The organism is Vibrio sp. NC2, from assembly GCF_025195005.1.
Lineage (GTDB): Bacteria > Pseudomonadota > Gammaproteobacteria > Enterobacterales > Vibrionaceae > Vibrio > Vibrio splendidus.
Genome location: NZ_JANVFC010000011.1, coordinates 123,451 through 150,238, shown reverse-complemented (window position 1 = coordinate 150,238; position 26,788 = coordinate 123,451). Strand labels below are relative to the sequence as shown.

The 26,788-nt window shown below is 45.1% G+C and carries 26 protein-coding genes; 8 read left to right on the top strand and 18 right to left on the bottom strand.

What is annotated here, in order from left to right:
* Positions 1-164: 164 nt before the first annotated feature.
* The 5 genes from tusB to fkpA form a co-directional block, all read right to left on the bottom strand.
* Positions 165-440 (bottom strand): sulfurtransferase complex subunit TusB, encoded by a 276-nt coding sequence (gene tusB, locus NX845_RS15305; protein ID WP_017085995.1) that lies wholly within the window; start codon positions 438-440, stop codon positions 165-167.
* An 8-nt stretch (positions 441-448) separates the two neighbouring features.
* Positions 449-805 (bottom strand): sulfurtransferase complex subunit TusC, encoded by a 357-nt coding sequence (gene tusC, locus NX845_RS15300; protein ID WP_017085994.1) that lies wholly within the window; start codon positions 803-805, stop codon positions 449-451.
* Positions 802-1,191 (bottom strand): sulfurtransferase complex subunit TusD, encoded by a 390-nt coding sequence (tusD, locus tag NX845_RS15295; RefSeq protein ID WP_017083781.1) that lies wholly within the window; start codon positions 1,189-1,191, stop codon positions 802-804. Before tusD ends, tusC begins: the two co-directional genes overlap by 4 nt.
* Positions 1,185-1,910 (bottom strand): transcriptional regulator, encoded by a 726-nt coding sequence (locus tag NX845_RS15290; protein WP_004729851.1) that lies wholly within the window; start codon positions 1,908-1,910, stop codon positions 1,185-1,187. Before NX845_RS15290 ends, tusD begins: the two co-directional genes overlap by 7 nt.
* 205 nt (positions 1,911-2,115) lie before the next feature.
* The gene (gene fkpA / locus NX845_RS15285; RefSeq protein ID WP_004729852.1) at positions 2,116-2,892 is read right to left on the bottom strand and encodes an FKBP-type peptidyl-prolyl cis-trans isomerase; all 777 of its coding nucleotides are present in this window, start codon (positions 2,890-2,892) and stop codon (positions 2,116-2,118) included.
* A gap of 131 nt (positions 2,893-3,023) precedes the next feature.
* Between fkpA and NX845_RS15280 the strand changes: the two genes are divergently transcribed.
* On the top strand, positions 3,024-4,001 hold the full coding sequence (locus tag NX845_RS15280; RefSeq protein ID WP_065682846.1) for a WD40 repeat domain-containing protein: 978 nt from the start codon (positions 3,024-3,026) through the stop codon (positions 3,999-4,001).
* 5 nt (positions 4,002-4,006) lie between these two features.
* Complete coding sequence (locus NX845_RS15275; protein WP_004729640.1) at positions 4,007-4,234, top strand: SlyX family protein; 228 nt, start codon at positions 4,007-4,009, stop codon at positions 4,232-4,234.
* A gap of 143 nt (positions 4,235-4,377) precedes the next feature.
* On the opposite strand, the gene NX845_RS15270 is transcribed toward NX845_RS15275, so the two are convergent.
* From NX845_RS15270 to kefG, 5 genes are all read right to left on the bottom strand, one after another.
* A complete protein-coding gene (locus tag NX845_RS15270) occupies positions 4,378-5,343 on the bottom strand; it encodes an isoaspartyl peptidase/L-asparaginase family protein (RefSeq protein WP_061023556.1) in 966 nt (321 codons plus the stop codon).
* Positions 5,344-5,594: 251 nt separating this feature from the next.
* The gene (gene slyD / locus NX845_RS15265; protein ID WP_017083786.1) at positions 5,595-6,191 is read right to left on the bottom strand and encodes a peptidylprolyl isomerase; all 597 of its coding nucleotides are present in this window, start codon (positions 6,189-6,191) and stop codon (positions 5,595-5,597) included.
* 94 nt (positions 6,192-6,285) lie between these two features.
* The gene (locus NX845_RS15260; protein ID WP_086048637.1) at positions 6,286-6,486 is read right to left on the bottom strand and encodes a YheV family putative zinc ribbon protein; all 201 of its coding nucleotides are present in this window, start codon (positions 6,484-6,486) and stop codon (positions 6,286-6,288) included.
* 197 nt (positions 6,487-6,683) lie between these two features.
* Entirely contained in the window at positions 6,684-8,480 is a 1,797-nt protein-coding gene (kefB, locus tag NX845_RS15255) for a glutathione-regulated potassium-efflux system protein KefB (protein ID WP_029224575.1), read from the bottom strand.
* On the bottom strand, positions 8,467-9,051 hold the full coding sequence (gene kefG / locus NX845_RS15250) for a glutathione-regulated potassium-efflux system ancillary protein KefG (protein WP_004729645.1): 585 nt from the start codon (positions 9,049-9,051) through the stop codon (positions 8,467-8,469). The genes kefB and kefG overlap by 14 nt, the downstream gene beginning before the upstream one ends.
* Positions 9,052-9,225: 174 nt before the next feature.
* Between kefG and NX845_RS15245 the strand changes: the two genes are divergently transcribed.
* From NX845_RS15245 to crp, 6 genes are all read left to right on the top strand, one after another.
* Entirely contained in the window at positions 9,226-11,148 is a 1,923-nt protein-coding gene (locus NX845_RS15245) for an ABC transporter ATP-binding protein (RefSeq protein WP_004729646.1), read from the top strand.
* On the top strand, positions 11,145-11,615 hold the full coding sequence (locus NX845_RS15240; protein ID WP_004729647.1) for a TIGR02444 family protein: 471 nt from the start codon (positions 11,145-11,147) through the stop codon (positions 11,613-11,615). Before NX845_RS15245 ends, NX845_RS15240 begins: the two co-directional genes overlap by 4 nt.
* A gap of 276 nt (positions 11,616-11,891) precedes the next feature.
* Positions 11,892-12,884: a hydrolase gene (locus NX845_RS15235; protein WP_054542272.1), complete on the top strand. Its 993-nt coding sequence runs from the start codon at positions 11,892-11,894 to the stop codon at positions 12,882-12,884.
* A 99-nt stretch (positions 12,885-12,983) separates the two neighbouring features.
* Complete coding sequence (locus NX845_RS15230) at positions 12,984-13,196, top strand: YheU family protein (RefSeq protein ID WP_004729649.1); 213 nt, start codon at positions 12,984-12,986, stop codon at positions 13,194-13,196.
* A 77-nt stretch (positions 13,197-13,273) separates the two neighbouring features.
* Positions 13,274-14,143, top strand: coding sequence for a phosphoribulokinase (locus NX845_RS15225; protein ID WP_004729650.1), 870 nt, complete (start codon positions 13,274-13,276; stop codon positions 14,141-14,143).
* 239 nt (positions 14,144-14,382) lie between these two features.
* A complete protein-coding gene (crp, locus tag NX845_RS15220; protein WP_004729651.1) occupies positions 14,383-15,015 on the top strand; it encodes a cAMP-activated global transcriptional regulator CRP in 633 nt (210 codons plus the stop codon).
* A gap of 183 nt (positions 15,016-15,198) precedes the next feature.
* On the opposite strand, the gene NX845_RS15215 is transcribed toward crp, so the two are convergent.
* The 8 genes from NX845_RS15215 to NX845_RS15180 form a co-directional block, all read right to left on the bottom strand.
* Positions 15,199-15,990 (bottom strand): DUF1338 domain-containing protein, encoded by a 792-nt coding sequence (locus tag NX845_RS15215; protein ID WP_065682845.1) that lies wholly within the window; start codon positions 15,988-15,990, stop codon positions 15,199-15,201.
* Positions 15,991-16,247: 257 nt separating this feature from the next.
* Entirely contained in the window at positions 16,248-17,705 is a 1,458-nt protein-coding gene (gene astD / locus NX845_RS15210; RefSeq protein ID WP_102490948.1) for a succinylglutamate-semialdehyde dehydrogenase, read from the bottom strand.
* A gap of 39 nt (positions 17,706-17,744) precedes the next feature.
* On the bottom strand, positions 17,745-18,764 hold the full coding sequence (gene astA / locus NX845_RS15205; RefSeq protein WP_102447449.1) for an arginine N-succinyltransferase: 1,020 nt from the start codon (positions 18,762-18,764) through the stop codon (positions 17,745-17,747).
* Positions 18,765-18,871: 107 nt separating this feature from the next.
* A complete protein-coding gene (locus NX845_RS15200) occupies positions 18,872-20,083 on the bottom strand; it encodes an aspartate aminotransferase family protein (RefSeq protein WP_004729655.1) in 1,212 nt (403 codons plus the stop codon).
* Between the two features lie 465 nt (positions 20,084-20,548).
* Positions 20,549-21,127 carry an aminodeoxychorismate/anthranilate synthase component II gene (locus NX845_RS15195; protein WP_260256971.1) on the bottom strand — a complete coding sequence of 193 codons (579 nt, stop codon included), beginning with the start codon at positions 21,125-21,127 and terminating at the stop codon, positions 20,549-20,551.
* Between the two features lie 175 nt (positions 21,128-21,302).
* Complete coding sequence (locus NX845_RS15190; RefSeq protein ID WP_017095849.1) at positions 21,303-24,356, bottom strand: ExeM/NucH family extracellular endonuclease; 3,054 nt, start codon at positions 24,354-24,356, stop codon at positions 21,303-21,305.
* Positions 24,357-24,827: 471 nt separating this feature from the next.
* On the bottom strand, positions 24,828-25,844 hold the full coding sequence (trpS, locus tag NX845_RS15185; protein ID WP_004729658.1) for a tryptophan--tRNA ligase: 1,017 nt from the start codon (positions 25,842-25,844) through the stop codon (positions 24,828-24,830).
* A 175-nt stretch (positions 25,845-26,019) separates the two neighbouring features.
* Positions 26,020-26,706 (bottom strand): phosphoglycolate phosphatase, encoded by a 687-nt coding sequence (locus NX845_RS15180; protein ID WP_017088968.1) that lies wholly within the window; start codon positions 26,704-26,706, stop codon positions 26,020-26,022.
* Positions 26,707-26,788: the final 82 nt, after the last annotated feature.

Sequence of the window (26,788 nt, the reverse complement as noted above, 5' to 3'; positions counted from 1 at the left end):
ACTTGAAAGTAAGCTTGATGAAAAATCTAGCCCTATTACACATAGTGTAAATAGGGACGCAAAATTCTATTCAGCAGTGGGATGTGTGTCAAGAAATATACAGATCTTTTTTAGCCGTCTAGAGCTCAGGATGGTATTTTTTTAACCATACTGACAAAACGCAGCTACCAAGTTACTGATTTGTCGTTCAAAACCGTTAGTTTGACGAATCCGTCGAAGTCCACTTGTTCCAGAGTGCTTGAAGCAAGTTGTTGTAAACCTCGGCTATCGAGATCTGTTTTTAATACCGACACATGTTCAACGGTTGAGATTTGATTGAATAACTCATGATTTGGAAGGCAAACATACACCGCATCTTCAACCAAAAGGATGTGATCCTTTTGTTGCGAGTACGCCAATGCAAGCTTGAGTTTGTCTACTGATTTTACAATATGAAGCATAACGTTCCCTAGAAAGTCAGTATTTTTTGGCTCTGAGCTAACTTCTGCGTCAACTCATTCACTTCTAGCGCAGTCACATCGATCAGTAAGTTATCGGTCGAAAGACCAAACTGATTGAGGCTATGTTGACACACGTAAACCTGCTCGATGTCGTAGAGGTCCATAAGCTTGAATGCAGAAATATAGTCACGTGATAGGGATTCATCAGGCTGTTGAGCCTTGAGAAGCTGTGTAACGCCATTACCGACAAAGAACACGGTAATGTCTTCACTATAGGCTGAAGCCGCTAGCAGTGCGTCTAGCCCTTCTCTGCCCGCTGCCGTCGTATGAGGAAAAGTGTTAAATACAAAAGCCAATTTACTCAAAACTGTACAACCCTATCTTGCGTCAAAAGTGCTTCAGATAAGCTCCCTAACCCAGCTTGGGTAAACCCAGCCGCCAAGTTAGATGCACTCAATTGATGTTGCGTTGCTTCATCCGTGCTGATCACTCCGCGTCTAAGCGCAGCAGCAACACACGTTTCAAGGCTAACATTGTGCTCATCCGCCAGTTTTTGCCAAGCGGAAGCCAGGTCGAATTCATCATTAGCAGGTACGGTAAGGTCAGAGCCATTACTGACGCCATCTTGATAGAAGAATACACTGTGAAGTTTGTGGCCCTGATTAATAAGAGCCACTGCAAACTGGTAAGCACTTCTTGCCGACTGTGAACCGTAGACAGGTCCATTAACTAAAAGTGTATAGCTTAACAACCCTCTTCATCCTCTGTTTTACGTTGTCGGATGTATAGGTATACGGTGTGCTTAGAGATGTTCAATCGCTCAGCAACACGGTTAATTGCGTCTTTAATATCGAAAATACCTTTGTCGTAAAGCTCCATCACGATTTGACGGTTCTTAGTATTGTTCGATACTGATTTGTCGGCATTGATTTCTTCAATGGTGCGTTCAACCGTCTGGTCGACAAGCTCTTCCACATCACTCGCAAAGTTTACTGATGATGCTGCTTCGTCCGCATCTTGCGTAGGCATGAAAGATTGCAGTACTTGTGAGAATGGCGCATCTAAGTTTACGTTAATACACAACAAACCAATCACTCGGTCTTCACCATTGCGGATAGCAACCGTGATCGACTTCATCAATACTCCGCCTTTAGCGCGAGTAAAGTATGAACGTGAGAAGTTACGTTTAGAACCTTCAATATCTTTCAGCATCTTCAATGCGAGATCGGTGATCGGCGAACCAACCTGACGACCTGTATTTTCGCCGTTGGCAATTTTAATCGCAGAAGTATTGAGGTCTTCTAAAGAGTGTAAAACGATTTCACAAAACGGACCGATAAGACTCGCAATACCGTCAACCACGGCCTCATAAGATCTTAGAATGATTTTATCGTGTTCACTGAATGGCATAACGTGGACTGATTCCATTTCAAGTAACACATCTGCATTGACTGTTTCTGTAGTAGTCACTTATTCCTTACCTTCGTGTGAAAAATCAACAAATTTATGTAAGTTTATCAGAAAATTTTAATTGCACACCTAGCTAACATTGCAACTAGTGATTTAGAACAAGTTTAAAAATCAAATACTCACCTTCAAATCATAAAAAAAGCCTAACTCAGAGTTAGGCTTTTTATTCAATCAACGTATTTTAGAATAAAACTTTTAGCTGATATTACTGAGCAGGAGCCGCTTCAGCGTTATCAATTTTTAGTAGTTCAACTTCGAATACTAGCGTTGAGTTAGCAGGGATAGTCGGTGTGTCTTGCTCACCGTATGCTAGCTCTGGCGGGATAACGAACTTGTACTTAGAACCAACTTGCATCAGTTGTACGCCTTCAGTCCAACCTGGGATTACGCGGTTTAGTGGGAATGTTGCTGGTTCGCCACGATCGTAAGAGCTGTCGAACTGAGTACCGTCTGTTAGCGTACCTTTGTAGTGTACTTGAACGGTATCAGTGTCTTTTGGAGAAGCACCTTCACCAGCCGTCATTACTTGGTAAAGTAGACCAGATTCAGTTTGCTTAACGCCTTCAGTTTTAGCGAACTCAGCACGGAAATCATCACCGGCTTTCTTCACTTCTGCAGATTTTTCTGCCGCTTGTGCTTGCATTGTTTCAGCAACACGCTTGTCTAGAGCTTCTAGAGCTGCACGAGTTTCTTCTTCGTTAAGTGCTGTTTTCTCTGCGAATACGTCTTCGATACCTTGAAGAACCATATCTTTGTCTAGGTTAATGCCTAGCTCGCTTGGCTTATCAATGCTTGTGCTTAGGTAGTTCGCGAAAGATACACCGATTGCGTATGCCGCTTTGTCATCTTCTGTTTTAAAGTTTACTGCTGCAACTTTAGCTTCTTCTACCTGTGGAGCTTCTGCCTTTGGTTCTTCTTTCTGACAACCAACTGCTAGCATAACCGTTGCGGCAAGCAGTGATACTTTTAAAACTGATTTCATTGAATTCTCCAATTAATGGCCAAGCCATTGGTTATTGTGCACAAATCTAATGATTAGATTGGTGTGAATACGTTAGTTATAACAATATACTAGTCATATGTCTTTCGACACAAACCGGATTATTAGATGTGATGCGAATATTTTTCCACTCATTGCTATGTACGATTGTCATCACCTTGTTAAATGGTTGCTTTTTCTTTCAAGATGATGAGCAACGTTGGGAAATTGAACCCAATGGTGCCACCAGCTTTGCCCTAAGCAGAGATGGACGCTTCGCCCTGCTCTACTCTCAGCAAAAACAACTGTTACTCTGGGACCTCGTCCAAGATAAAGAACTCGCTCAGCTCGGCCCACAAGATCAATCAGAAAACCAAGTATCGCGTATCCGCATCTCTGACAACGGCCGCTTTGCGATTACCGCCAGCCAGATGAATTTCGCCGTTTGGGACTTATCTTGGACTCAAGCTGAAGGGCTTTGGTCTATTTCCGATGGCTTAATTCGCGATGTCGACATATCCAGTAATGGTGAAAAAGTCTTACTTGGCCTGTCTAATGGCAAAGCTATCTATGTGGACTTAGTCACCGGACGCCGTCTTGAGTTCCTTGCTCACCGAGAAAAAGTTAATTCCGTCTCCCTCTCTTCTAATGGCCACTACGCATTATCAGGCGGCAACGACTACAAAGCTTATCTTTGGGATACCGAATCAGGCTTGGTGTTACGTACCTTCGAGCATGAACAAAGAGTAGTACGAGTTGCACTCCAACGGGATGGAGAATTGGCTTTTACTTCCGATGGCGGCAACCAAGCGATGATCTGGAATTTGGAAACAGGTGAACCTCAAGCGCAATTGCAGAGCTGGTCTCGACAGCTGATATTCTCGAGTGCTCGCTTTTCTGACGACGGCAGTATGTTGGTGACGGGTACGCCATCAAGCCAAGTGAGTGTGTGGAATACTCAAGATGGAAAACGCATTTCTCGTCACGATGCCGAGCCATTAAAAGATGCTCGCCCTCCCCGTGCGGTAGTGTATGATGCAGCCTTTGATGAAAAGAACCGTGTGATATCGGGCACCTCTGCGGGCATCGCCCAAGCTTGGAATGTGGATTAAGAACGATGACAGAAAAGCGAATTGAACAACTAGAAAGCCGCGTGAATGACCTAGAATGTCAGTTGGCTTTCCAAGAACAGACCATTGAAGAACTCAATGAAGCGCTTAGCCAACAACAGATGTTGATCACGAGAATGCAAGATCAAATGAAGTTCGTAGTGGGTAAAGTGAAAAATATGGATGGCTCAAACCTCGCTGATGCATCAGAAGAGACGCCACCTCCACACTATTAAGCGCCGTTCAAAATGACGAATTGATTCTAGTGACGTGTATCGCTAGAAATCTGCAAACTAAAAGGGCGACAGATACTCATCTGCCGCCCTTTTGTTTATTTCACCTGAGTGAATAAGCTAAAGCCAATTAAGCCAATACAATCTTAGTCATCGGCATAAATCTTCACTTCCACGCAGCCGTTCGTATCAACACTCGCACGATACATCCCTGAACTGTTCATACCGAAGTGAATATCACCTTGGCCATCAATAGCAATCAAGCCACCTTCTCCGCCCATGGTTTTCAATTCACCTTGAATGATAGTTTCACAAGCCGTGTGCACATCTTCTTTGAGATAACGCATTCGTGCTGCTACATCACTGGCAACCATTTTACGTAGAAAGAACTCGCCCATTCCTGTCGTTGATACGGCCACGTTGCCATTTTCAGCAACAGTGCCTGCACCGATGATTGGAGAATCTCCCACACGACCGTATTTTTTATTGGTTACGCCACCGGTACTGGTTGCTGCCGCTAAGTTACCGGCTTGGTCTAATGCGACAGCGCCAACCGTGCCGTACTTTTTATCATCTGGGTATTTTTGAGCTTGTTGCTCATCGTATTTGGCTTCAGACAAAGCAAAGATACCTTTCTCTTTCATCGACTGAAGTTGGTCATAACGACGCTCAGTAAAGAAGTAATCTTGCTCGGTGAAGATATACTCATGCTCAAACGCAAACCTCTCTGCGCCTTCACCAATCAACAGCACATGATCGCTTTTAAGCATCACATCACGCGCAAGCTCAATGGGGTTTTTGATATGGCGGACACCGGCAATAGCACCCGCATCCATTTCGCGACCGTGCATCACAGAAGCATCCATCTCAACAAATTCATCATGAGTTAAAACAGAGCCTTTACCGGCATTAAAATGCGGGCTGTCTTCCATCACCTTGACTGACGCAACCACTGCATCCAACGCATCGCCACCCGATAGCAAAACTTGATAGCCAGCCAAAACCGACTTCTCCAAAGCCTCGGTAATACCCGTTTTTAATTCATCGCTCATTTGCTCTCGCAAGATAGTTCCTGCACCACCATGAATGGCAATTGAAAAAGGCTGTGACATGCAAACTCTCCACTGACGTCGTCTTATAATGTTGTGCTATCAATACCACATCCATGGTTTGATGTCTGATAGCGAAAACCAAACTTTTTACGAATGCTTAGATTTGCGGATGCTTAGATTTGCGGGTGTTTAGATTTACGGATACTTAGTTCGCTAGATTAAAAGTCAGCTCAAAAAGCGAGACTCCAAAACGAAGAAAGCCTCCACAAGGGAGGCTTTCAATATTCTTAAACTAAACCGTTAATTCGGTATTAGTGAGAACCACAGCTACCGCCGCCGCAGCAGCCGTCTTTTTTCTCTTCAGCGTGGTCATGGCCTTCGCCACCACAACAACCGCCTTCGTGGTCATGATCATGGTCGTGACCGTGGCTACCACAGCCGCCTTCTTGGTGTACGTGACCGTGTTGAACTTCTTCTTCAGTCGCTTCACGAACGGCTACAACTTCAACGTCAAACGTTAGAGTTTGGCCAGCTAGCATGTGGTTACCATCAACAACAACTTCGTCGCCATCTACTTCAGTCACTTCAACTGGGATTGGACCTTGGTCAGTATCCGCTAGGAAACGCATGCCAACTTCGATTTGCTCAACACCTTGGAATACGTCTGCAGGAACACGTTGAACTAAGTCATCGTTGTGCTCGCCGTAAGCGTCTTCTGGAGTAACCGTTGCTGAGAACTTGTCGCCAGCTACTTTGCCTTCAAGCTCTTTTTCAAGACCTGTAATTAGGTTGTTGTGACCGTGAAGGTAATCTAGTGGAGCTTCTGCAGTTGATTGGTCAACTACTACGCCATCTTCAAGTTTCACTTGATATGCAACACTAACTACTACGTTCTTTTCAATTTTCATGAGAGCTCCAAGGAGGTTTGGACTAAGCTCGAACAGTTGAGCTTAGGAAAAATTCTGTACCGGGATATTATGGGGATCAATTAACGAAACTCAATCATTCTGGCTTAAAAATACCGATCATTTCTTGATTCGCGTGTTCAGATTTCTCTACAGTTTTCGGTTTGCGCTGCTCTGTGAAGTCACAATCGACGCATTCCACCAGCTCGATGTTATTTTCAACCCACCAGCGGAGTGTGTCTTGAGTCTTGCAGCTTGGGCAGCTCGCCCCTGCGATAAAGCGTTTTTTCTGTTTCACGTTCATATCCTTTACTACTCTGGATTCGCAGTTCTTCCCACATGCTCTATTCGAGACTAAGCAGAGACCGCGTTTATTATTAGATTGGTTCTTTAAGTTACAGTTTTTAAGAGCAACTACAGAGCTAAGCTCAAGCGATTAACTCTAACTTCTAAGCTCTAAGCTCTAAGCTCTAAGCTCTAAGCTCTAAGCTCAGGCTATTGCCAATAGTTTCTAGATTGGTGATCATTTTCCATCTCATGTCCAAAGATCTCTTCAAGCTCTTTACGAGCTTCTTTCGCTCTCTGAGCTAACTCGGCATCTTCGCTATGCTGAGGAAGCAACTCTTTGAGCATACCATTATCCAATTTCCTAAAATGTGCTTCTGCTCGCTTCGCTTTATATGGATGCATACCAAGTTCAGTCAATGTTTGACGACCTAAATCGAGAGCCCCAAGGAAAGTTTCACGAGAATAGTTGCTTACACCATGATTAAGTAATTGATACGCTTCAACACGGCTTCGAGCACGCGCTAAGATCTTCAACTGCGGGAAATGCTGCTTACACAAATCCACGGTTTTCATGATTTCGTCCGGAGAGTCGGTACACAGCACAATGGCTTCGGCCTTATCCGCTCCCGCAGCTCGTAATAGTTCAAGGTGAGTTGAGTCACCGTAGAATACCTTGTAGCCGAATTTTCTAAGGATATGGATTTGGCTGGCATCACTTTCAAGGACGGTGATGCGAATCTTGTTGGCATACATTAGACGTCCAATGATCTGACCAAAACGGCCAAAGCCCGCAATAATCACTCGAGGGCTGCGATCAACCACATCCGAAGACATCGCGCTTTCACTGATTTGATTGAGTTGACGAGCAAAGAAGCGATCTTGCAGCTTAAGCATCAATGGCGTGGTTACCATAGAAAGGCTCACAACAACCAGTAAGAACGACACTTGGTCGCCGCTTAAGATGCCTTGTGCACTCGCCGCGGTAAAAATAACGAAAGCGAATTCACCACCTTGGCTGAGAATCATCGCCATACGGCTGCGCGCTTTAGTTTGAGTACCGAAGATACGAGCCAGCGCATACAGCACTAGGCCCTTCAATACGACTAGAGACGACACCGCGATCAATATTGCGAATGGACTTTCTGCCAGTAAACCTAGATTTACCGCCATACCCACCGAGATAAAGAACAGACCAAGCAGTAACCCTTTGAATGGGTCTATGGCGATTTCAAGCTCATGTCGATATTCACTTTCAGCCAGAAGTACGCCCGCTAAGAAAGTACCCAGTGCCATCGACAAACCAATCTGCTGCATGATGACGGCAATACCAATCACTAATAACAGCGCCGCGACCGTGAACAACTCACGTACGCCACTCATGACTACGTATCGGAACAGTGGTCTCAATAAGAAGTGACCACCGACAAGCAAGCCAATGACACCACCTAGCATCCACAGCATGTCAGCCCAACTGCCGCCCGTATTACCCGCAAGTAGAGGCAACATCGCTAGCATTGGAATAACGGCAATATCTTGGAAAAGTAGTACTGCAAAGCCTGACTGCCCCGCTTCTTTACCGCCGAGCTCCCTCTCTTCAATAACACGTAAGGCAATGGCTGTCGAAGACAGCGCTAAACCCATACCTATTACGAGGCTGGTTTGCCAAGTTAATCCGAACAAACAGGCGATGGCGGTAATAATCAGAGTGGTGATCAGCACTTGCGCGCCACCGAGTCCGAGAATAGGCGCCCTCATCTGCCACAGTTTTTTAGGGTTAAGCTCTAAGCCAATCAAGAAAAGCAGCAGCACCACCCCAAATTCGGAGAAGTGTAGAATCGCCTCTACATCACTGATTAAACCAAGCCCCCACGGGCCAATCGCCACGCCAGCTAATAGATAGCCGAGTACTGAACCTAAGCCAGCTCGCTGCGCGATAGGAACCGCAACCACAGCAGCCGCTAAAAATATAACGCTACTTTGTAGAAAATCATTAGTCAGAGCCATCATTCGCTCCTATATCTTGTAGCGGGTCTCGCAACCAATTTCGATACGCTTCTGCGTGTTGGTAAAGCGTCATATCCGAAACATTTCTCGCCCAGTGTAAAACTAAGGGGGATATCCAGTGCATCTGACACAAAGCAGCGGTTAGCTCGAATGGTTGCAAGATCTCTTGTAATGGATATTTATTATAGCCTGCGGCGCCAAACGCCTCTTCTTTACCACCGGTAGTAATAACGCTGCGCCAGTGTTTGCCTTTAAGCGCACTCTGCTCACCGAATGCAAATCCTTTTCCTAACACACGATCAAACCACTCCTTCAATAACGAAGGACAGGAATACATAAACAGAGGATGCTGGAACACAATCACATCGTACTCTAGGAGTAAATCATGCTCATAAGGCACATCGATAAAGAAGTCTGGGTAGATGGCGTAGAGATCGTGAATTTTGACATGACCGAGCGACTCGACCTTTTTAACCATCATTTGATTAGCAATAGAGGTGTGCGGCTCTGGGTGTGCGTAGATTATTAACACCTTTGGCACGGCTTTGTCTGTCGAGGGAGTATTACTCATTCCTTTGAAACATTCCTTTGAGGGCTAAACGGTGGCAAGGCCACAAGAATTTAAGCAAAAGTTATTAATATGTTATTGGCATCATAACGCAAATTGCATTGTGATCGACTTTTATCTGGTTTCAGCCTACTATGCAGGCGTCTGTTCACCTCTAATTTCTATGCTATTTCAATTATGATTACTTTCTCTGATATTCAATTGCTCCGCGGTGGTAAGCCACTCCTCGACCAAGCATCTGCGACTTTTCATCCTGGCGACAAGATCGGTTTGGTTGGTAAAAACGGCTGTGGTAAATCTACGCTATTCGCCCTAATCAAGGACGAACTGTCTATTGATGCTGGCTCATTCAGTAAACCAGCTCATTGGGAAATGGCTTGGGTTGCTCAAGAAACACCAGCATTAGAAAGAACAGCCATTGAATACGTGATTGATGGCGACCGTGAATACCGTGGCCTTGAAGATCAACTAGAGAAAGCGGAACAAGCCGACAACGGCACATTAGTCGCAGAGATCCACGGCAAGATTGAAACCATTGGTGGTTACAGCATCAAAGCACGTGCTGCCGAGTTATTGGATGGCCTAGGCTTTCGCCAAGAGCAAATGACATGGAACCTAACCCAGTTCTCGGGTGGTTGGCGTATGCGTTTGAACTTAGCGCAAGCCCTTCTATGTCGCAGTGACTTACTGCTACTCGATGAGCCTACCAACCACTTGGATTTAGACGCAGTAATGTGGCTAGAGCGCTGGTTACAAAACTACCCAGGCACACTCGTTCTTATCTCGCACGATAGAGACTTCTTAGATCCTATCGTCAACCGCATCGTGCATGTTGAAAACCAGCAGCTCAATGAATACACCGGTAACTACTCATCGTTTGAAACCCAACGAGCGCAAAAGTTAATCCTGCAGCAGGCAATGTTCCAAAAGCAGCAGAAACAAATGTCTCACATGCAGAGCTACATTGACCGTTTTCGCTACAAAGCATCAAAGGCTCGCCAAGCGCAAAGCCGTATTAAAGCACTAGAGAAAATGGAACAAGTGCTGCCCGCTCAGTTTGATAACCCATTCAGTTTTGAATTTAGAGAGCCGGACGCGCTACCAAATCCAATCATGATGATGGATGAAGTATCGGCAGGTTACGACGACAACCTGATTCTAGAAAAGATTCGCCTTAACCTTGTTCCGGGTAGCCGTATCGGTCTGCTTGGTCGAAACGGTGCGGGTAAGTCGACACTAATCAAGCTGCTTTCAGGCGAACTGAAACAGCAAGGTGGTGAGCTGAGCTATTCGCAAGGCGTTAAGATGGGTTACTTCGCTCAGCATCAATTAGAGACGCTGCATCCAGAAGAAACGCCACTGCAACACATGATGCAGATTGCGCCTAAACACACAGAACAACAACTGCGTGATTATCTAGGCAGCTTTGGCTTCCAAGGTGAAAAAGCACTCGATAAAGTCGCGCCATTTTCGGGTGGCGAAAAAGCGCGCTTGGTATTAGCGCTACTGGTATGGCAAAAACCAAACCTGTTGCTACTCGATGAACCAACCAACCACTTGGATCTCGACATGCGTCAGGCGTTGACCTTCGCCCTACAGACATTTGAAGGCGCGATGGTTATCGTATCGCACGACCGTTACCTACTTCGTGCGACTACTGATGATTTATACCTTGTGCACGACCGTCAAGTTGCACCGTTTGATGGTGATCTAAGCGATTACTACAAGTGGCTAACCGAACAACAGAAAGTTGAGCGCAAAGAAGCACAAGCATTGGCACCAGCAAAAGACGGCGCCAACAGTGCAGCAGCGAAAAAAGAGCAGAAACGTAAAGAAGCAGAGTTCCGTAAACTGACGGCACCACTTCGTAAAAAGCTGACTCAATTTGAAAAGCAGATGGATAAGTTAACGCTATCTCTCGAAGAAGCTGAGCAAGAATTATCCGACACTTCACTGTATGAAGCTGAAAATAAGGCTAAACTGAATAAAGTACTCGCTCTCCAAGCGAGCAGTAAGTCACAGCTAGAAGAAGTTGAAATGGATTGGATGTCCACTCAAGAAGAGCTTGAGCAGATGGAACAGGATATGGATAGCTTATGAGCCCAGAGCACGCCCCAATATCACTAACACTGGAACGACTATGGCAATTTAGCCTTCAGTATTACAGTGTGCGCGGTGTAAAGGATGCGTGCCTAGCTTTGCAAAACCAGTTCCACGGCAACGTCAATCTACTGCTGCTTCTCAAATGGCTTGATGAGCAGCAATTGTCTTTTGCCGAAGAAGAGTGGCACAAGGTACAACAGTGCTTAAGCCGCTCTGAAACCCTGCTTCATAGCTATCGAGAGCTGCGTAAGCATCTCAAACCTCAAGTCGTCGATTCCCTCTACCGTGAAGCGCTCCAATTTGAACTGCAGTTAGAGAAGCAACAGCAATCTGATCTCGTCGACTGCATTAATTCTCTTCAGCTTACGGCTAACCAACAATCACCACTCGCTTTTCAATACTGTCGCTTATTAGGGGCTGAAAACCTCTACGACGCTTTTTCTGAACCAGCACCTCAACCCTAACGCGTTTCCTTTCTCTTATCTTCAATCAAGATCCAAGCTTACCTTGGTAGTATCGCTCTTCGTTTTCACACGGGAGTGGCGCGCATGACTGGCAATATGTTTGAAGCTCAATCTCGACAATATTCAACTAGTTACCTACGCCTTGTTTTTGTAGCCCGTATCAGTGAAACCCTTGCGCTTATACCGAGAATCAACCAAGCTCAAATAAAAACGTGGGCGTTTCGCTAAAAGCTCAACACTTTATCAAAGCCCATAAAAGAAGCATGGACTGTTTTTATGACAATATTTACCGCAGCCGCTGGCCTATCGAATCCGCACTTACAAACCTTGGTGCCACGATTTATTAGAAAGCAGGCATTGTTTGCCCCTCAATGGCAAACCTTAGAAACACCCGACGGTGACTTTCTCGATCTTGCTTGGAGCGAATCACCAGAGGGTGACACCTCAAGTAATGATGCTCGAAGTAACAAGCCGATATTCGTTCTATTCCATGGCTTAGAGGGAAGCTTTGAGAGCCCTTATGCCAACGGACTGATGAATGCCTTTGCTAAAGATGGTTGGCTATCAGTGATGATGCACTTTAGAGGTTGCAGCGGAAAACCAAATCGCTTGGCTCGCGCTTATCATTCTGGTGAAGTCGAAGATGCGCGCTTTTTCCTAAGACATCTACACGCCCAGTTTCCCAATAACCCTAAGGTAGCGGTTGGTATCTCTTTGGGCGGTAACATGCTGGCGAACTATTTGGCTGAATACGCGGACGACCCATTGCTGTCGGCGGCGACGATTGTCTCTGCACCTTTTGATCTGGCTTGTTGCTCTAGTCGTATTGAGCGAGGTTTCTCTAAGCTCTATAAAAAGTACCTGCTCAACTCTCTCAAATCGAATGCCTTGAAAAAGATTAAGCTGCTGCAAGAAAAGCTCGGTATCACCGCCGAAACCATTAAGAAGATAGACAAGCTGTATGAGTTTGATGAACGGATTACTGCGCCTCTGCACGGGTTCAAGAATGCTCAGGACTACTATGCTCAGTGCTCAGCACTTCCTAAACTTAATAAGATTAAGCTACCGACTCAGATCATCCATGCCAAAGACGATCCGTTTATGACAGACGACGTAATTCCAAAGTTCGTGTTACCTGACAACATCGACTATCGCCTGTTTCAAAAAGGCGGCCATGTGGGGTTCATTACCGGTAGCACGCTCAAACCAAGGTTTTGGTTAGAAGAAGCATTACCTGCTTACTATGAAAGTATCCAAGATTCGGCATAATGGCCGAGCCTTTTTTAAGGACTGAGTAGTAGACGTCACTAAACACAGTAATCAACACATCAATAAACCTATTTATGAACATAAAAGAGAGAAGTATTTATGATCATCCCATGGCAAGACATTGCGCCAGAAACACTGGAAAACCTCATTAAAGAATTCGTGCTGCGTGAAGGCACAGACTACGGCGACGTAGAGGTTTCACTGCAAAACAAGATTGATCAAGTGAAACATCAATTAGCCTCAAAGGAAGTCAGCATCGTGTTTTCTGAGCTGCATGAAACCGTTGATATTCAAGTCACAAAACGCTTCTAGGCTGCGCTCATAAAGGAGCCGTGTTATAGTGGTAAACGATTGCTAACAAGTAAGTTACTCAAAAGACAAGGGTTGTCATGTCCGCTAAACATCCAATTATTGCGGTGACGGGTTCATCAGGAGCCGGCACCACCACTACCTCAGAAGCCTTCCGAAAAATGTTCAATATGATGGACGTGAAGGCCGCTTGGGTTGAAGGGGATAGTTTCCATCGCTTCACTCGACCAGAGATGGATGTCGAGATCCGTAAGGCTCGCGAGCAAGGTAAGCACATCAGCTACTTTGGTCCACAAGCCAACGATTTTGGCGCATTAGAAGAGTTCTTCCGTCAATACGGTAATGAAGGTACCGGTAAAGTCCGTAGCTATCTACATACCTTCGATGAAGCCGTGCCTTACAATCAAATGCCGGGCACCTTTACGCCATGGCAAGAGATCCCCGAAAATTCCGATGTGATGTTCTACGAAGGTCTTCATGGTGGCGTGGTAGATGGCGACATCAATGTCTCACAGCACGTCGACTTGCTGATCGGCATGGTGCCAATCGTCAACCTTGAGTGGATCCAAAAATTCGTTCGTGACACACGCGATCGTGGCCACTCACGCGAAGCAGTAATGGATTCCATTGTTCGCTCAATGGATGATTACCTTAATTACATCACCCCACAATTTTCGCGTACTCACATCAACTTCCAGCGTGTCCCAACCGTAGATACATCGAACCCACTTAACGCTAAAGGGATTCCAAGTTTAGACGAAAGCTTCGTGGTTATACGTTTGCGTGGCATCAAAAACGTCGATTTCCCCTACCTTCTGGCTATGATAGATGGCTCATTTATGTCACGCCACAACACGCTTGTGGTGCCAGGCGGCAAGATGAGTTTTGCTATGGAGCTCATTGTAAGGCCCATCCTACAACAGCTCATCGAAACCGGAAAAATAGGTTAACAAGACGCCATTCTGGTTGATTACTTTTCATACCGTGATCATGTGCACAATTTTGCGTAAAAAATCGTAGCTTGGTCACGATTAAAATCAAGAAATAGTACCTGAAAAAGGATACTATTCTTAAACGAAACACAAGATAGCTTGCAGCGCTCAACGAGTGCTCTTATCCTACAAGTCAATCCAGGCTTAGCTAAAATACGGAAAGCGGCAAGCATACCCTGCAGAGGAAGTAAGATATTATGGTTCTAGGTAAACCCCAAACCGATCCAACATTAGAGTGGTTCCTTTCACACTGTCATATTCATAAGTACCCTTCAAAAAGTACTTTGATTCATGCTGGTGAAAAGGCAGAAACCTTGTACTACATCGTTAAAGGTTCTGTGGCAGTTCTTATCAAAGACGAAGAAGGTAAGGAAATGATTCTTTCTTACCTAAACCAAGGTGACTTCATTGGTGAACTTGGCCTCTTCGAAGAAGACCAAGAGCGTACTGCATGGGTTCGTGCAAAATCTCCTTGTGAAGTAGCTGAAATTTCTTTCAAGAAATTCCGTCAACTTATCCAAGTGAACCCAGATATCCTAATGCGCCTTTCAGCGCAAATGGCAAATCGTCTACAAGTAACTAGCCAAAAGGTTGGTGACTTAGCGTTCCTTGACGTAACAGGTCGTATCGCTCAAACGCTACTTAACCTAGCGAAACAGCCAGATGCAATGACTCACCCTGACGGCATGCAAATCAAGATCACTCGTCAAGAGATTGGCCAGATTGTTGGTTGTTCTCGTGAGACAGTAGGTCGTATCTTGAAGATGCTAGAAGAGCAGAACCTAATTTCTGCACACGGTAAAACTATCGTGGTATACGGCACTCGTTAATCTCGATTAACTGAGCCAAAAATTTGAAAGCCACCAAATGCAAATTTGGTGGCTTTTTTGTTTTCTAAAGATCTAGAGAGCAGATGCGAGATACGAGAAGAACTCACTGAATCCTATTTGTAAACTTCCTCGAAGCGAAGCGTACTCGCATCTTTAGGGTAAAGCCCGTGCTCATATCTTTCTTTAACCGTTGGTGCTCTCAAAGATCTTGTCAGCCGATGCTGCAACAAATCCTGTATAAAGCTCACCATTCGCCATCGCATAACGCTTAGCGAACTCGTAGAAGCCACCAGGAATCACCTCGTTGCCTTCAACAAATGAAACTGGGACTTTGTCTGCCATTGTAGATGATTGCTCTAATAAGACCTCTGGAGAGCCTTTAACCTGACCGCCAGATGCATTGATAGTGAAACCTGAATCACTCAAATAGTCATTCACAGTCTGTACTTCATCGAACTCATTAAGCTGGTTCACACTCACCGTAAAGTGGTTTGCACCGTAACCATGAGCCGCTAACCAAGACGCGTATTCACTCTCTTTTGCTAGCACTTGGAAATCTGCGAAGTTCAAATCCCAAAGACGACCACCAAACAAGAATTCATGACCTTGAAGCTTACTTGCGTCAACTTGCTCAACCAACTTAGCAACGATCTGTTGCAGGTCACTTGAACACTCTTCTACCTTCAACTCACTAATGAACACTTTCGGTTGGTTTGGGTCTGGGTGCTCGTAGTGCTTAGCCACTAACTTCTTGCTCTCAAACAAGTAGTCGCCACAAGCCTTGTAGCCTAATTCAAGGAAAGGCTTAGCCAATGTTTCAATACCTAGCGGTGCAACATTGAAAGTTCGCAGTGCAATATGATCATTAATCAGGGCTTCGTCTTCTTTCAGCAGATGATGAACTTTCTCAGCCGATGGGCAAAGCCTGTGAATGTAATCGTCCCATAGTGATTTAAAGAGTAGATCGGGCGTCATGGTGACTCCTTGTCAGAGGTTCTAGCAAGCTAGTAATTTGGATTAGAGAGGGAGAGGCTGGACACAGAGTCAGCAGCCATCAGCCTGTGACATACTTGTTCTATTATTATCTACCGCCCAATCTAGGTGTCGGACGTGATGGAAAAAGGAAGCGATAACACCACTTCCTTATTACACAATTAACCAATGAATCTGTTATTCATGAACCTAGAGCTCATAAGCTTGTGATTCATCAAGCTATAGCTTAAAAGCCAAAACTACAGCTCAATACCTGGGCTAAACGTAGCTGGCAGTTGAGTCTCACCACCTTCCATTGACGCCATTGGGTAAGCACAGTAGTCAGCCGCGTAGTAAGCACTTGGACGCAGGTTACCTGAAGCACCAGGACCACCAAATGGTGCATCACCACTTGCGCCTGTTAGCTGGCGGTTACGGTTAACAATGCCCGCTCGGATATGGTCAACGAAGTATTCCCACTCTGAATCGTCTGTTGAAACTAAGCCTGCAGACAAACCAAAACGTGTGTCATTAGCCAGTTCAACCGCTTGCTCTAGTGACTGGTAACGAACCACTTGCAGTAATGGACCGAAATACTCTTCATCTGGCAGTTCAGCAATGTTGGTTGCATCAATAATGCCCGGAGAAACAAACGCCGCTTCACCCGCTTTTGCTTCGACTAGGCTTACACCACCTAGCGATTGCAGATTAGCTTGCGCGTCCAGAATGAACTTAGCCGCAGCTTCAGAGATTTGTGGGCCCATGAAGGGTGCTGGCTCAGCGAATGGCTGATCAACACGAATCTTCAAGGTAGCCGCAACGAGCTTATCAAGCAGCTGATCTCCCTTGTCTCCTACTGGTACATACAAGCGACGTGCACATGTACAACGTTGGCCCGCACTGATGAAGGCCGACTGGATAATGGTATAAACCGTCGCGTCAGCATCACCAAATTGGTCAGTGATCACCATAGGGTTGTTGCCGCCCATCTCTAGCGCCAACATCTTGCCCGGTTGACCTGCGAACTGACGGTGAAGGATATGACCGGTATTAGCACTGCCCGTGAATAGCACGCCATCAAGGCCTTTAGCATCCGCCAGTGCGATACCAGTTTCTTTAGCGCCTTGCACTAAGTTAATCACGCCAGCTGGAAGGCCTGCTTCTTGCCACAGTTTCATCGCAAACTCACCCGTCCAAGGTGTCTGCTCTGACGGCTTAAATACCACTGTATTACCCGATAGTAGAGCTGGAACAATATGACCGTTAGGTAGGTGACCAGGGAAGTTGTAAGGACCAAATACCGCCATTACGCCTAATGGGCGATGACGCAGTACGATTTGGTTGCCTGCGGCTTCACGTGAAGCTTCACCCGTACGTTCGTGGTAAGCACGAATAGAGATAGCAATTTTACCCGCCATCGCGCCCGCTTCAGTGCGAGTTTCCCAAATCGGTTTACCCGTCTCTTTTGCAATAATCTGTGCAATTTCTTCGCTGTTCTCTTTTATCTTCTCAGCAAAGTTCAACACGATCGCTTCACGCTCTGCAAAGCTCAATTTTTTCCAAACTAAGAAAGCGTCACGCGCTGCTACTACTGCAGATTCAACCTGTGCTGGTGTTGCACTATCGCCTTGCCACACGACTTCATTATTGTATGGGCTTACTGATGTCATGGCGTCGCCTTGACCTGCCACCCACTGTCCTGCTATCCACTGAGTCATACTTCTATCCTTAAAATCTTCGACAGATAATCGCCGCTCTTATTGAGCCAACATGCGAACGAATTCGCCTTCTTTTACTTCAAGAGCGCTTGCTACTTCAGATGATAAAATCACTGTGTCGCTAGCTTGGTCATACGCGCCTTTCGCGGCTACTGCGCGGAAGTTCTCAAACGAGGTATTACCAATGAGGAAGTCTTTAGAGCTTGAATGCTCTGCAATTGTCACTTGAGCTCGAATCGCATGACGCACTGATTCGATATTTCTTAGATCACACTCAACCGTTGGGCCCCCATCAAAGATGTCGACATAACCACGGTTGGTGAAACCTTCACGTTCCAACAACTTAAGTGCAGGGCGCGTATTGTCATGAACCTCTCCAATCACCGCCTGAGCTTCTTTGCTCAGCAAGTTCACATAGATAGGTAACTTCGGCATTAGGTCAGCAATGAAGCCTTTCTTACCAATACCCGTTAGGTAATCGGCAAGCGTAAAATCAATCGAGAAGAAGTGCTCTTGCAGCCATTGCCAGAAAGGTGAGTTACCTTCCGCATCCGATACACCACGCATCTCAGCAAAAATCGTTTTCGAAAAACGCTCTGGGTGTTCAGACATGATCAAGAAGCGACACTTAGACATCAAACGACCATTCAATCCACCACGGAAAGCCGGGCGTAAGAACAGTGTGCAGATCTCACTGCATCCGGTGTAGTTATTGCCGAAAGTCAGTAGCTTCACGACGTTATTCACGCCAAGCTTTTGCGATGAGTGAACCACTTTGCTGATGTGGTAAGAGTAAAACGGAACATCCCAGCCAATTGAGGCTTCGATACCTGTGGTACCTGCGACTTCTCCGGTTTCGGTATCAAAGCCAACCATTAGGTAGCCTTCATCACCAGGTTCAGTCACGTCTTGTTTAGCAAAGCTGTATTCAGAATGAGTAATTCGGTTGGTTAACAGTTCTTCGTTAACCGGAAGAGATGTGAATCCGTGACCAGACTCAACCGCGCAGGTATGCAACGCATTGTAATCAGATAATTTTATTGGGCGAACAACTAACATCAATATTCCCTCCAGATGCAAAACAGGCCCAAAACGAGAATCTTGGGCCTTTAGCAGTACGTCATGGGATCGCTCTAATGGCGATCATTCCTATGACGCCGCTCAGGCTAAACTAGCGTAGCGATTGCTTTGTCTAGTTTTGATAAACCTTCTTCAATTTCTTGTGTAGTGATAACCAGTGATGGCGTGAAACGAACCACATTTGCACCCGCAACCAGTACCATCAAGCCTTGTTCGCCTGCTGCTACTAATACATCACGAGCACGACCTTGCCACGCTTCATTAAGTGCAGCACCTAGCAATAGGCCTTTACCGCGAACTTCACTGAATATTTGGTATTTGTCGTTAATCTTAGCTAAACCATCACGGAACATTGCTTCACGTTCTTTCACGCCAGCTAGCGTTTCAGGTTGGCTAACCACATCAACAACCGCTTCAGCAACGGCACACGCCAGTGGGTTGCCGCCGTAAGTAGAACCGTGCGTACCGACTTTTAAGTGTGTCGCGAGTTCGGTGGTCGTTAGCATTGCACCGATTGGGAAGCCGCCACCTAGTGATTTCGCTGTACTTAGGATATCAGGTGTCACACCTAGGCCTTGGTAAGCGTAAAAGTTACCCGTACGGCCATTACCTGTTTGCACTTCATCAAAGATAAGCAGCGCATTGTGCTTGTCACACAGTTCACGAACCGTGTTCACGAACTCAGATGTTGGAGAGATGATACCGCCCTCGCCTTGCAGAGGTTCCATCATGATTGCACATGTGCGATCTGAGATGTGCGCTTCTAGCGCGGCAATATCGTTGTAAGGCAAGTGAGTTACATCGCCCGGTTTAGGACCAAAGCCATCAGAGTAAGCCTCTTGACCACCCACAGTTACAGTAAAGAAAGTACGACCGTGGAAACCTTGTTTGAATGCAATGATTTCAGACTTCTCAGGACCGTGCACATCCGCTGCCCAACGACGAGCTAGCTTCAATGCAGCTTCGTTCGCTTCTGCACCAGAGTTGGCAAAGAATACTTTTTCTGCAAAACATACGTCGGTTAGCTTCTTCGCTAGACGCAATGCAGGTTCGTTAGTCATCACATTACTTAAATGCCAAATCTTGTTTGCTTGCTCAGTAACTGCGTTAACCATTGCTGGGTGACAGTGACCCAAACAGCTCACAGCGATACCACCAGCAAAGTCGATATATTCTCGGCCTTGTTGGTCCCAAACGCGTGCGCCTTCCCCTTTTACCGGGATCATTTCCATTGGGTTATAACAAGGCACCATCACCTCATTAAACAGACTACGTTCTACTTTTTTTTCCACTGTCATCGTACATTCCTTTTCGATACCGCAAGCTTCGCAAATAAGCGTACTGGTTCATAAGTGAGACAAAGATATTTTCTCTCGCCATAATCCCGCTGCAGCATTATATTTACATTTAATTAACGTTTTCAATAGTAGATTATTCTTTAGCTATCCCTAACAACCAGCTAAACGTCACTACCTATGACTATTTATGCATCAATTAATCTGTTTTATGAAGCTTTTTTTACCTAAACGTATAACCTGCAACGGCAAAGCCTTACTGGCATTGCGGTATATTGGGTTCGAGACGAAATAAGGCGAATAATTTTGCATAGGCTAAAAACTTAGCCTCAAGAGGGAGAAATGTTATAAAAAGTGATCAGCGTCAGAGGAGTAAGAGACGCGTAGCGCCCGAATTTAAACGCTTAACGAATGGACTAACAGGTTTAACTGGCTTATTTAGGCGGAGAAACGGTCGAATTTAAACAATCAACGCGCTAAGAAGTTAGCGAGAAGCTGGTGTCCTTGCTCTGTTTTAATCGACTCAGGGTGAAATTGCACCGCATCAATCGGCAAGGTTTTGTGTTGATAACCCATGATCTCATCCATGCTGCCATCTTCAAATTCCGTCCAAGACGTCAGTTCAAAGCAGTCAGGAAGCGTGCCATTTTTCACCACTAGGGAATGGTAACGTGTCACAGTTAGAGGGTTATTAAGCCCTTGAAAGACGCTCTTGCCATTGTGGCGTATTGGAGAGGTTTTACCGTGCATCACTTGTCTGGCTCGCACTACTTCACCACCAAACACTTGAGCAATGGCTTGATGACCAAGACACACACCTAAGATCGGCAGTTTACCCACGAAGTGTTCAATCACTTGTAGAGAGATTCCCGCATCATCAGGCGTACAAGGACCTGGCGAGATAACAAGATGGTTAGGATTCAGCGATTCAATACCCGCAATATCAATCTCATCGTTGCGAACAACTTTTACAGTGACCCCTAACTCACAGAAATACTGATACAAGTTATAGGTAAAAGAGTCGTAGTTATCGATGATAAGTAACATGGGTCGAAATCGTTTGCTAAATACTAAATGATTGGGAGATATAGGGGCGGTATTGTGCAACACCCATGGCGAAAGGCAAGTGGAAACTGCATTTCGCCAATAATTAAGGCCAACCTAAGTTGACCTTAATTGTTTACAGATAGCCTTAAGTTAGCTTGTATGACTTATGGCTAATCTATTTGTGAGTACGACGGCGTAGGAAGCCAAAGCCGAACAGAGCAAATAAACCGCTTAGACCAAATGATGCACCTGATTTCGAACTGCTTTCAACGTTTTCTGTAGCGGCTTCACTAATAGTGACGTCTGCAGAAACTGTTGATTTCACGGTACCCGCACTGTCAGCCAATTCTTGAGTCATAACATAACTGGCTTTTTCTGGCTCTTTATCAAAGCTAACTTGTACAACACCTGCATCAACATCTGGTTGAGTTAAAGTGGTTGAAGCTGTTAGATCATCAGAAGCAGCCATTGCTTTTAATGCCGCTTGGCTTTTCTTCGCTAAACGAACCGTCACAACATCTCCAACAACAGCCTCTTCAGGTAAGTAATACTCAACCTTCAGCTTTTCGCCTTTAGCAGGTAATTTGATCTTATTCGATTTCGCGTAATCAAGAGCAATGATCACTGGATCATGATCCGATGCCGAGAACACATCTGCGTACTTTGGCATCTTGCCCGTATACTTAGATGAATACTCAAACATTGTGCTTTCTGACGCATTGATATGCCAGTCTGTAATTGAGGTTACTTTGTTAGCCAGCGATGGATTTGCTAAAGCATGATCCAAGTTACCTTGCTCACCGCCGTACGTATAAGAGAACGTATCCGCTCCGTGGAACTTAGTATTCAAGTTAATGTAACCAAAACCTTTCGTTACGACACTACCCGCGGCTTCATAAGGTTTGTTTTCACCAGCGTCATCTTTACCTAATGTAGTAAATGAAGCTGTGCGGATCTCGCGATCATATTTCGCTTCAGAGTAGTCAGTTAGAGTAAGAACAGGATCTTCCATGCCATAAGCATTCAAATCACCAATAATCAGCACATCACCTTTAACTGATTTAAGGCTATCGCCTAGTACCTTAGTTGCTGAAGTACGGAAGCGATTACACTTACCTTGTAGATCTGCTGGATCAGATTTCTCTTCAAAACTCTGCCACTGCTCAATACAGTGAGAGCCTTTTGATTTTAAGTGGTTAACAACAACCGACAGCGGTACGGTACTACCTTTTGCAGTAAAGGTTTGTAGCAGGCTATGACGCTGATATTTAGAAAGCGCAGTATTTGACTCTTGCGTTCCGTCTTCTTTCGTTCGTGTTAACACATCCGCAGGGACATGCTGCTCAGGAGTAACAATAACTTTCGCTTTGCCTTTTGGTACTACTTTGTCAGCACGGTATAGCATGGCTACCATAATGGCGTCGCTACCAAAGAACTCACCCTTGGTCATGTCCGCTTTTTTGATTTCTACATAGCTGTAGTGCTTTTTAACGTCATCAATTGTCGCGTTTAGGCCATCGGTTAGATCTTTAAGTGCACTACCATCTCCAAAGCCATTGTTTTCAACTTCCATCAAGCCGATAATGTCAGAATCCATTGCAGCTAGTGCTTTTATAATTTTTGCTTTTTGAAGCAAAAACTCATCATTCACTTTAGCACCACGGTTACAACCTCTTGAGGCATCAGCATCTGCCTGATCACTACAAGATGCATTCAGCGGCCCACCAATACTGCTGTGGCTATTGAAGTAGTTCAGTACGTTGAAACTAGCAATGCGTATATCAGCATTCGTCAGTTCCGGTGCTGCTTTACGGGTCACATCAAAAATTGTGTTACCTTGAGCATCAACAGCTTTTGTTACAAAAGTATCTTTAGTTGCTGTATTAGTCGCGATTAGACGATATTGGCCATAGCTGTAATCTACAACCCCTTGTAGGCCTTCCACGCGAGAACCCAAACGAATGTGGTTTTCTGAACTGCCGTCTTGGTCTGTATCTTTAGCAAAATCAGGATAGTACGGTATTTCGCCAGAAGCGGCTTTATAATCCGACTCTAGGTAAACTTGGCTTACTGCATTTTTCTTTGCCAGATCGGTTGCTTGTGCGCTTTCAGCGGCGAAAACTTGAGTTGGCTTCATCAGTGGCTTCTCATGAGCCAATACCATGTTATTTCGACGACCTGCATAGTCGTAGCTAAAGTTTCGAGTGACGAACAACTTGGAGTCTGCTGACAGCTCTACATTCATGCCCTCGTAACGCTCTAACGCTTGATGCAATGTTTCACTATCGGCAACAACAAACTCTACCGCTGTTGGCGCAGCTTGCGAACTTTGCTTAACAAAGCTATTAGCATCTGATTTCAATTGCGTTCGGTTAAACAGCTCATGCGCCTTACCTTTCACACACACCACATCGCCAGGGGATAAGCCAGTATCTGAACTGCCTGTTTCTACAAAGAGACCTTCGGATGTTTTAGCGTTGTAGTCATCCTCTAGGGCTTGCAAGTAGAAGCCTTTAGTAATGCTTTTCGTAACAGCTGAAACGACACCAGTAACAAAGATATCTTGCTCTGATTCAAATTTCCCGTCAGGTATTAGTGGCGAACGATCACCATCCCCCTGAATGGCTTGAATAGAGGTAAACGTTGGAGCAGCACTATCATCGGTACAAGTAAAGGCTGGTGGCGGCTCTGGCGCATCATATCCTAAAGATCCAAGGCCTGTGATGTCATCTTTAACAAGTTCATTCCACTGTGCTTTATCATAAGAAGCATTTGACGTCATTGCTTCATCTTTACGGATAAAAGTTTTATCTTTAGCAAAATCAACATCGCCCATAACACCAAACATGTCATGTACTTCACCTTGCGCGTTTAGTAACGCAATCGGATCGTCACCATTAAAGTTAGCTACTGCTCCGTCTTGCTGATTTGCTAGTGCTTTAATTGCATCACTGGCTCTTGAGTTAGCTAACACCCAAACGCTTTTTGCGTTAAGTGTTTTACCAGTCAAGTCTATTTTCGTATCCCAAATACCACCACCATTACTTGATTTGGCAAGCGAGAAGCCGTCAAGAGAAACCGCGCTGTCACCAGTATTAGCGATCTCAATGGCTTTATTGTAGCTGCCGCCTTCTACGTATTGCGAAATGATGATTTCAGCCGATGCACTCGCGGCAAAAACACTACTCACAGCTAGGGCGATTGCGGTATGGGTAAGTTTGCGTTCCATGGTTATTTACCTTTAATAATGAACTTGATATCGAGAGCAAGCACAAATTCCACTGGTTTATTTGCACTTGCTCTACCAAAGATGGCCATTACTGAACTTTGCCAAACGTGGGACTAAAAATAGGGAAGTCTCTACACATTATGACTTATGGCAAAAATCAGCGTTATTATCTTATTCAGCCAATGTCTCTTTTTTATGAAACACACAAAAGTAATTCAGCATTTTAATGAGAGATTAATCGCTAGTGACTTTTCACTCTTTTGACTCACTGTCCAGTTCCAACAGAACTCGAGGCTAAGCAACATTTTTTTACATAACGTGGTAAAAATTAGAGCTATTACTCATTTTTTGTTTTCATTTTGCTTTAAGTGATTTGACATTAAATTAGTAATCACTAATAAAAAAGGCCACCCTATTAAAGGTGACCTTTTATTTATAATTAGTGATTTTTAAAGTGATTTACATGCCAATCTAAGGGCGAGTAACAAAACCGACTGCTTCGTATGCTTTTTTCAGTGTCACGGCAGCGCGCTCAGAGGCTTTTTCTGCACCCGCTTTCATTACTGCGTCCATGTAAGCACGGTCAGCACGGATACGGTGATATTCAGCTTGGATTGGCTCAAGCATCTCAACCAATGCTGCGCCTACATCTTTCTTGAACGGACCGTACATTTCAACGCCTTGGTATTGCGCTTCGATCTCTTCAAACGTTTTACCCGTCGCCGCAGAGTACAGACCCATTAGGTTAGAGATACCCGCTTTGTTTTCCCAATCGTGAGCAATACGTGGTGGTGTTTCTGCGTCAGTCTGCGCTTTGTTGATCTTCTTGATGATCGACTTAGGCTCTTCTAGCAGAGTAATTACGTTCTTACGGTTGTCATCCGACTTAGACATCTTCTTAGTCGCATCTTGCAGGCTCATTACACGTGCATTCACTGTTGGAATGTAAGGTTCTGGCACTTGGAAGATTGGCGTTTCAGGGCCGTAGATGTTGTTAAAGCGATTTGCGATATCACGCGCTAGCTCTAAGTGTTGTTTCTGGTCGCTACCTACTGGCACTTGGTGAGCACCGTAAAGCAGGATGTCTGCAGCCATCAACACTGGGTAGTCGTATAGGCCTACGTTTACGTCATTTGAGTGACGTGCAGACTTATCTTTAAACTGAGTCATACGGCTCAGTTCACCCATTTGTGTGTAACAGTTAAGAAGCCAACCAAGTTGAGCATGCTCTGGTACGTGTGACTGAACAAATAGCGTGCTCTTCTTTGGATCAACACCGACAGCAAGACAGATTGCTAATGCGTCTAGAGTCGCTTCATGCAGTGCTTTCGGATCTTGGCGAACCGTAATTGCGTGAAGGTCTACAACACAGTATTGGCAATCGTAATCATCTTGCATCTGTTGCCATTGACGTAGAGCACCCAAGTAGTTACCGATACTTAGTTCACCAGATGGTTGAACACCACTCAATACGATGGGCTTGCTCATGCTTTTAATTCCTTTGCTTGTTCGCTAAGCTCGTTAACTTAGTTTCTTAACGTAGTATCTGAAAAACTTAGCTTCTTAACTTTAAAATAGAAAGCCGCACAGCTCTTCTGTACGGCTCATCCAGTGTACTCATTGATAAGTATTTTGCTAGTAGGTTAGCTAACTTTTGTCCGCTTTATGCTGAAACTAGAACGACATCTAGTAATTGTGCAATGTTGTCTGCGACATAGTCAGGGTTTGATACTGAAATCGGCTCACCGTGGTTATAGCCGTAAGTCAGACCAAACGAGTGGCAACCTGCGTTCTTAGCCGCTTTGATGTCATTGCTTGAATCACCAACCATTAGCATCTCTTCAGCCTTCACATTGTGCTTTTCTAGCAACCAGTTCAGCGCTATTGGGTTCGGCTTTTTCTCTGGGAAAGAGTCGCCACCCAACACATCAACAAAATACTTATCGATACCGTGCTGCGCCAGAACATCTGGTACAAATTTCGATGGCTTGTTTGTTACAAGTGCCATGGTGAAGCCCGCTTTGTCTAGCTCTGCTAGCGTCTCTTTAACTGATGGATAAAGGTGGCTTAGCTTATGGCCGCCCTGCTCATAGAAATCATCAAACAGGATACGCGCTTTCTTCAAAAGATCAGGTTCAAGGCTTGGATCAACCGTAAGATTACGGCTCAATGAACGTCCAATAAGAACATCAGCACCATTACCCACATAGTCGCGAACTTGTTCTTCGCTTACTGAAGAAAAACCCAGTTCCTGACAAGCTTGGTCAGCGGCGACAGCCAAATCAGGCACGCTATCTAACAAGGTTCCATCCAAATCAAAGGCAATCAGTTTTATTGAGCTTAATGACATCTTACTTTCCTATTTATTATGTTCGTCTTATGAGTTGAGCTCCAAGACGTAAAAAAGGGGCCAATTAGCCCCTTAATTTAAA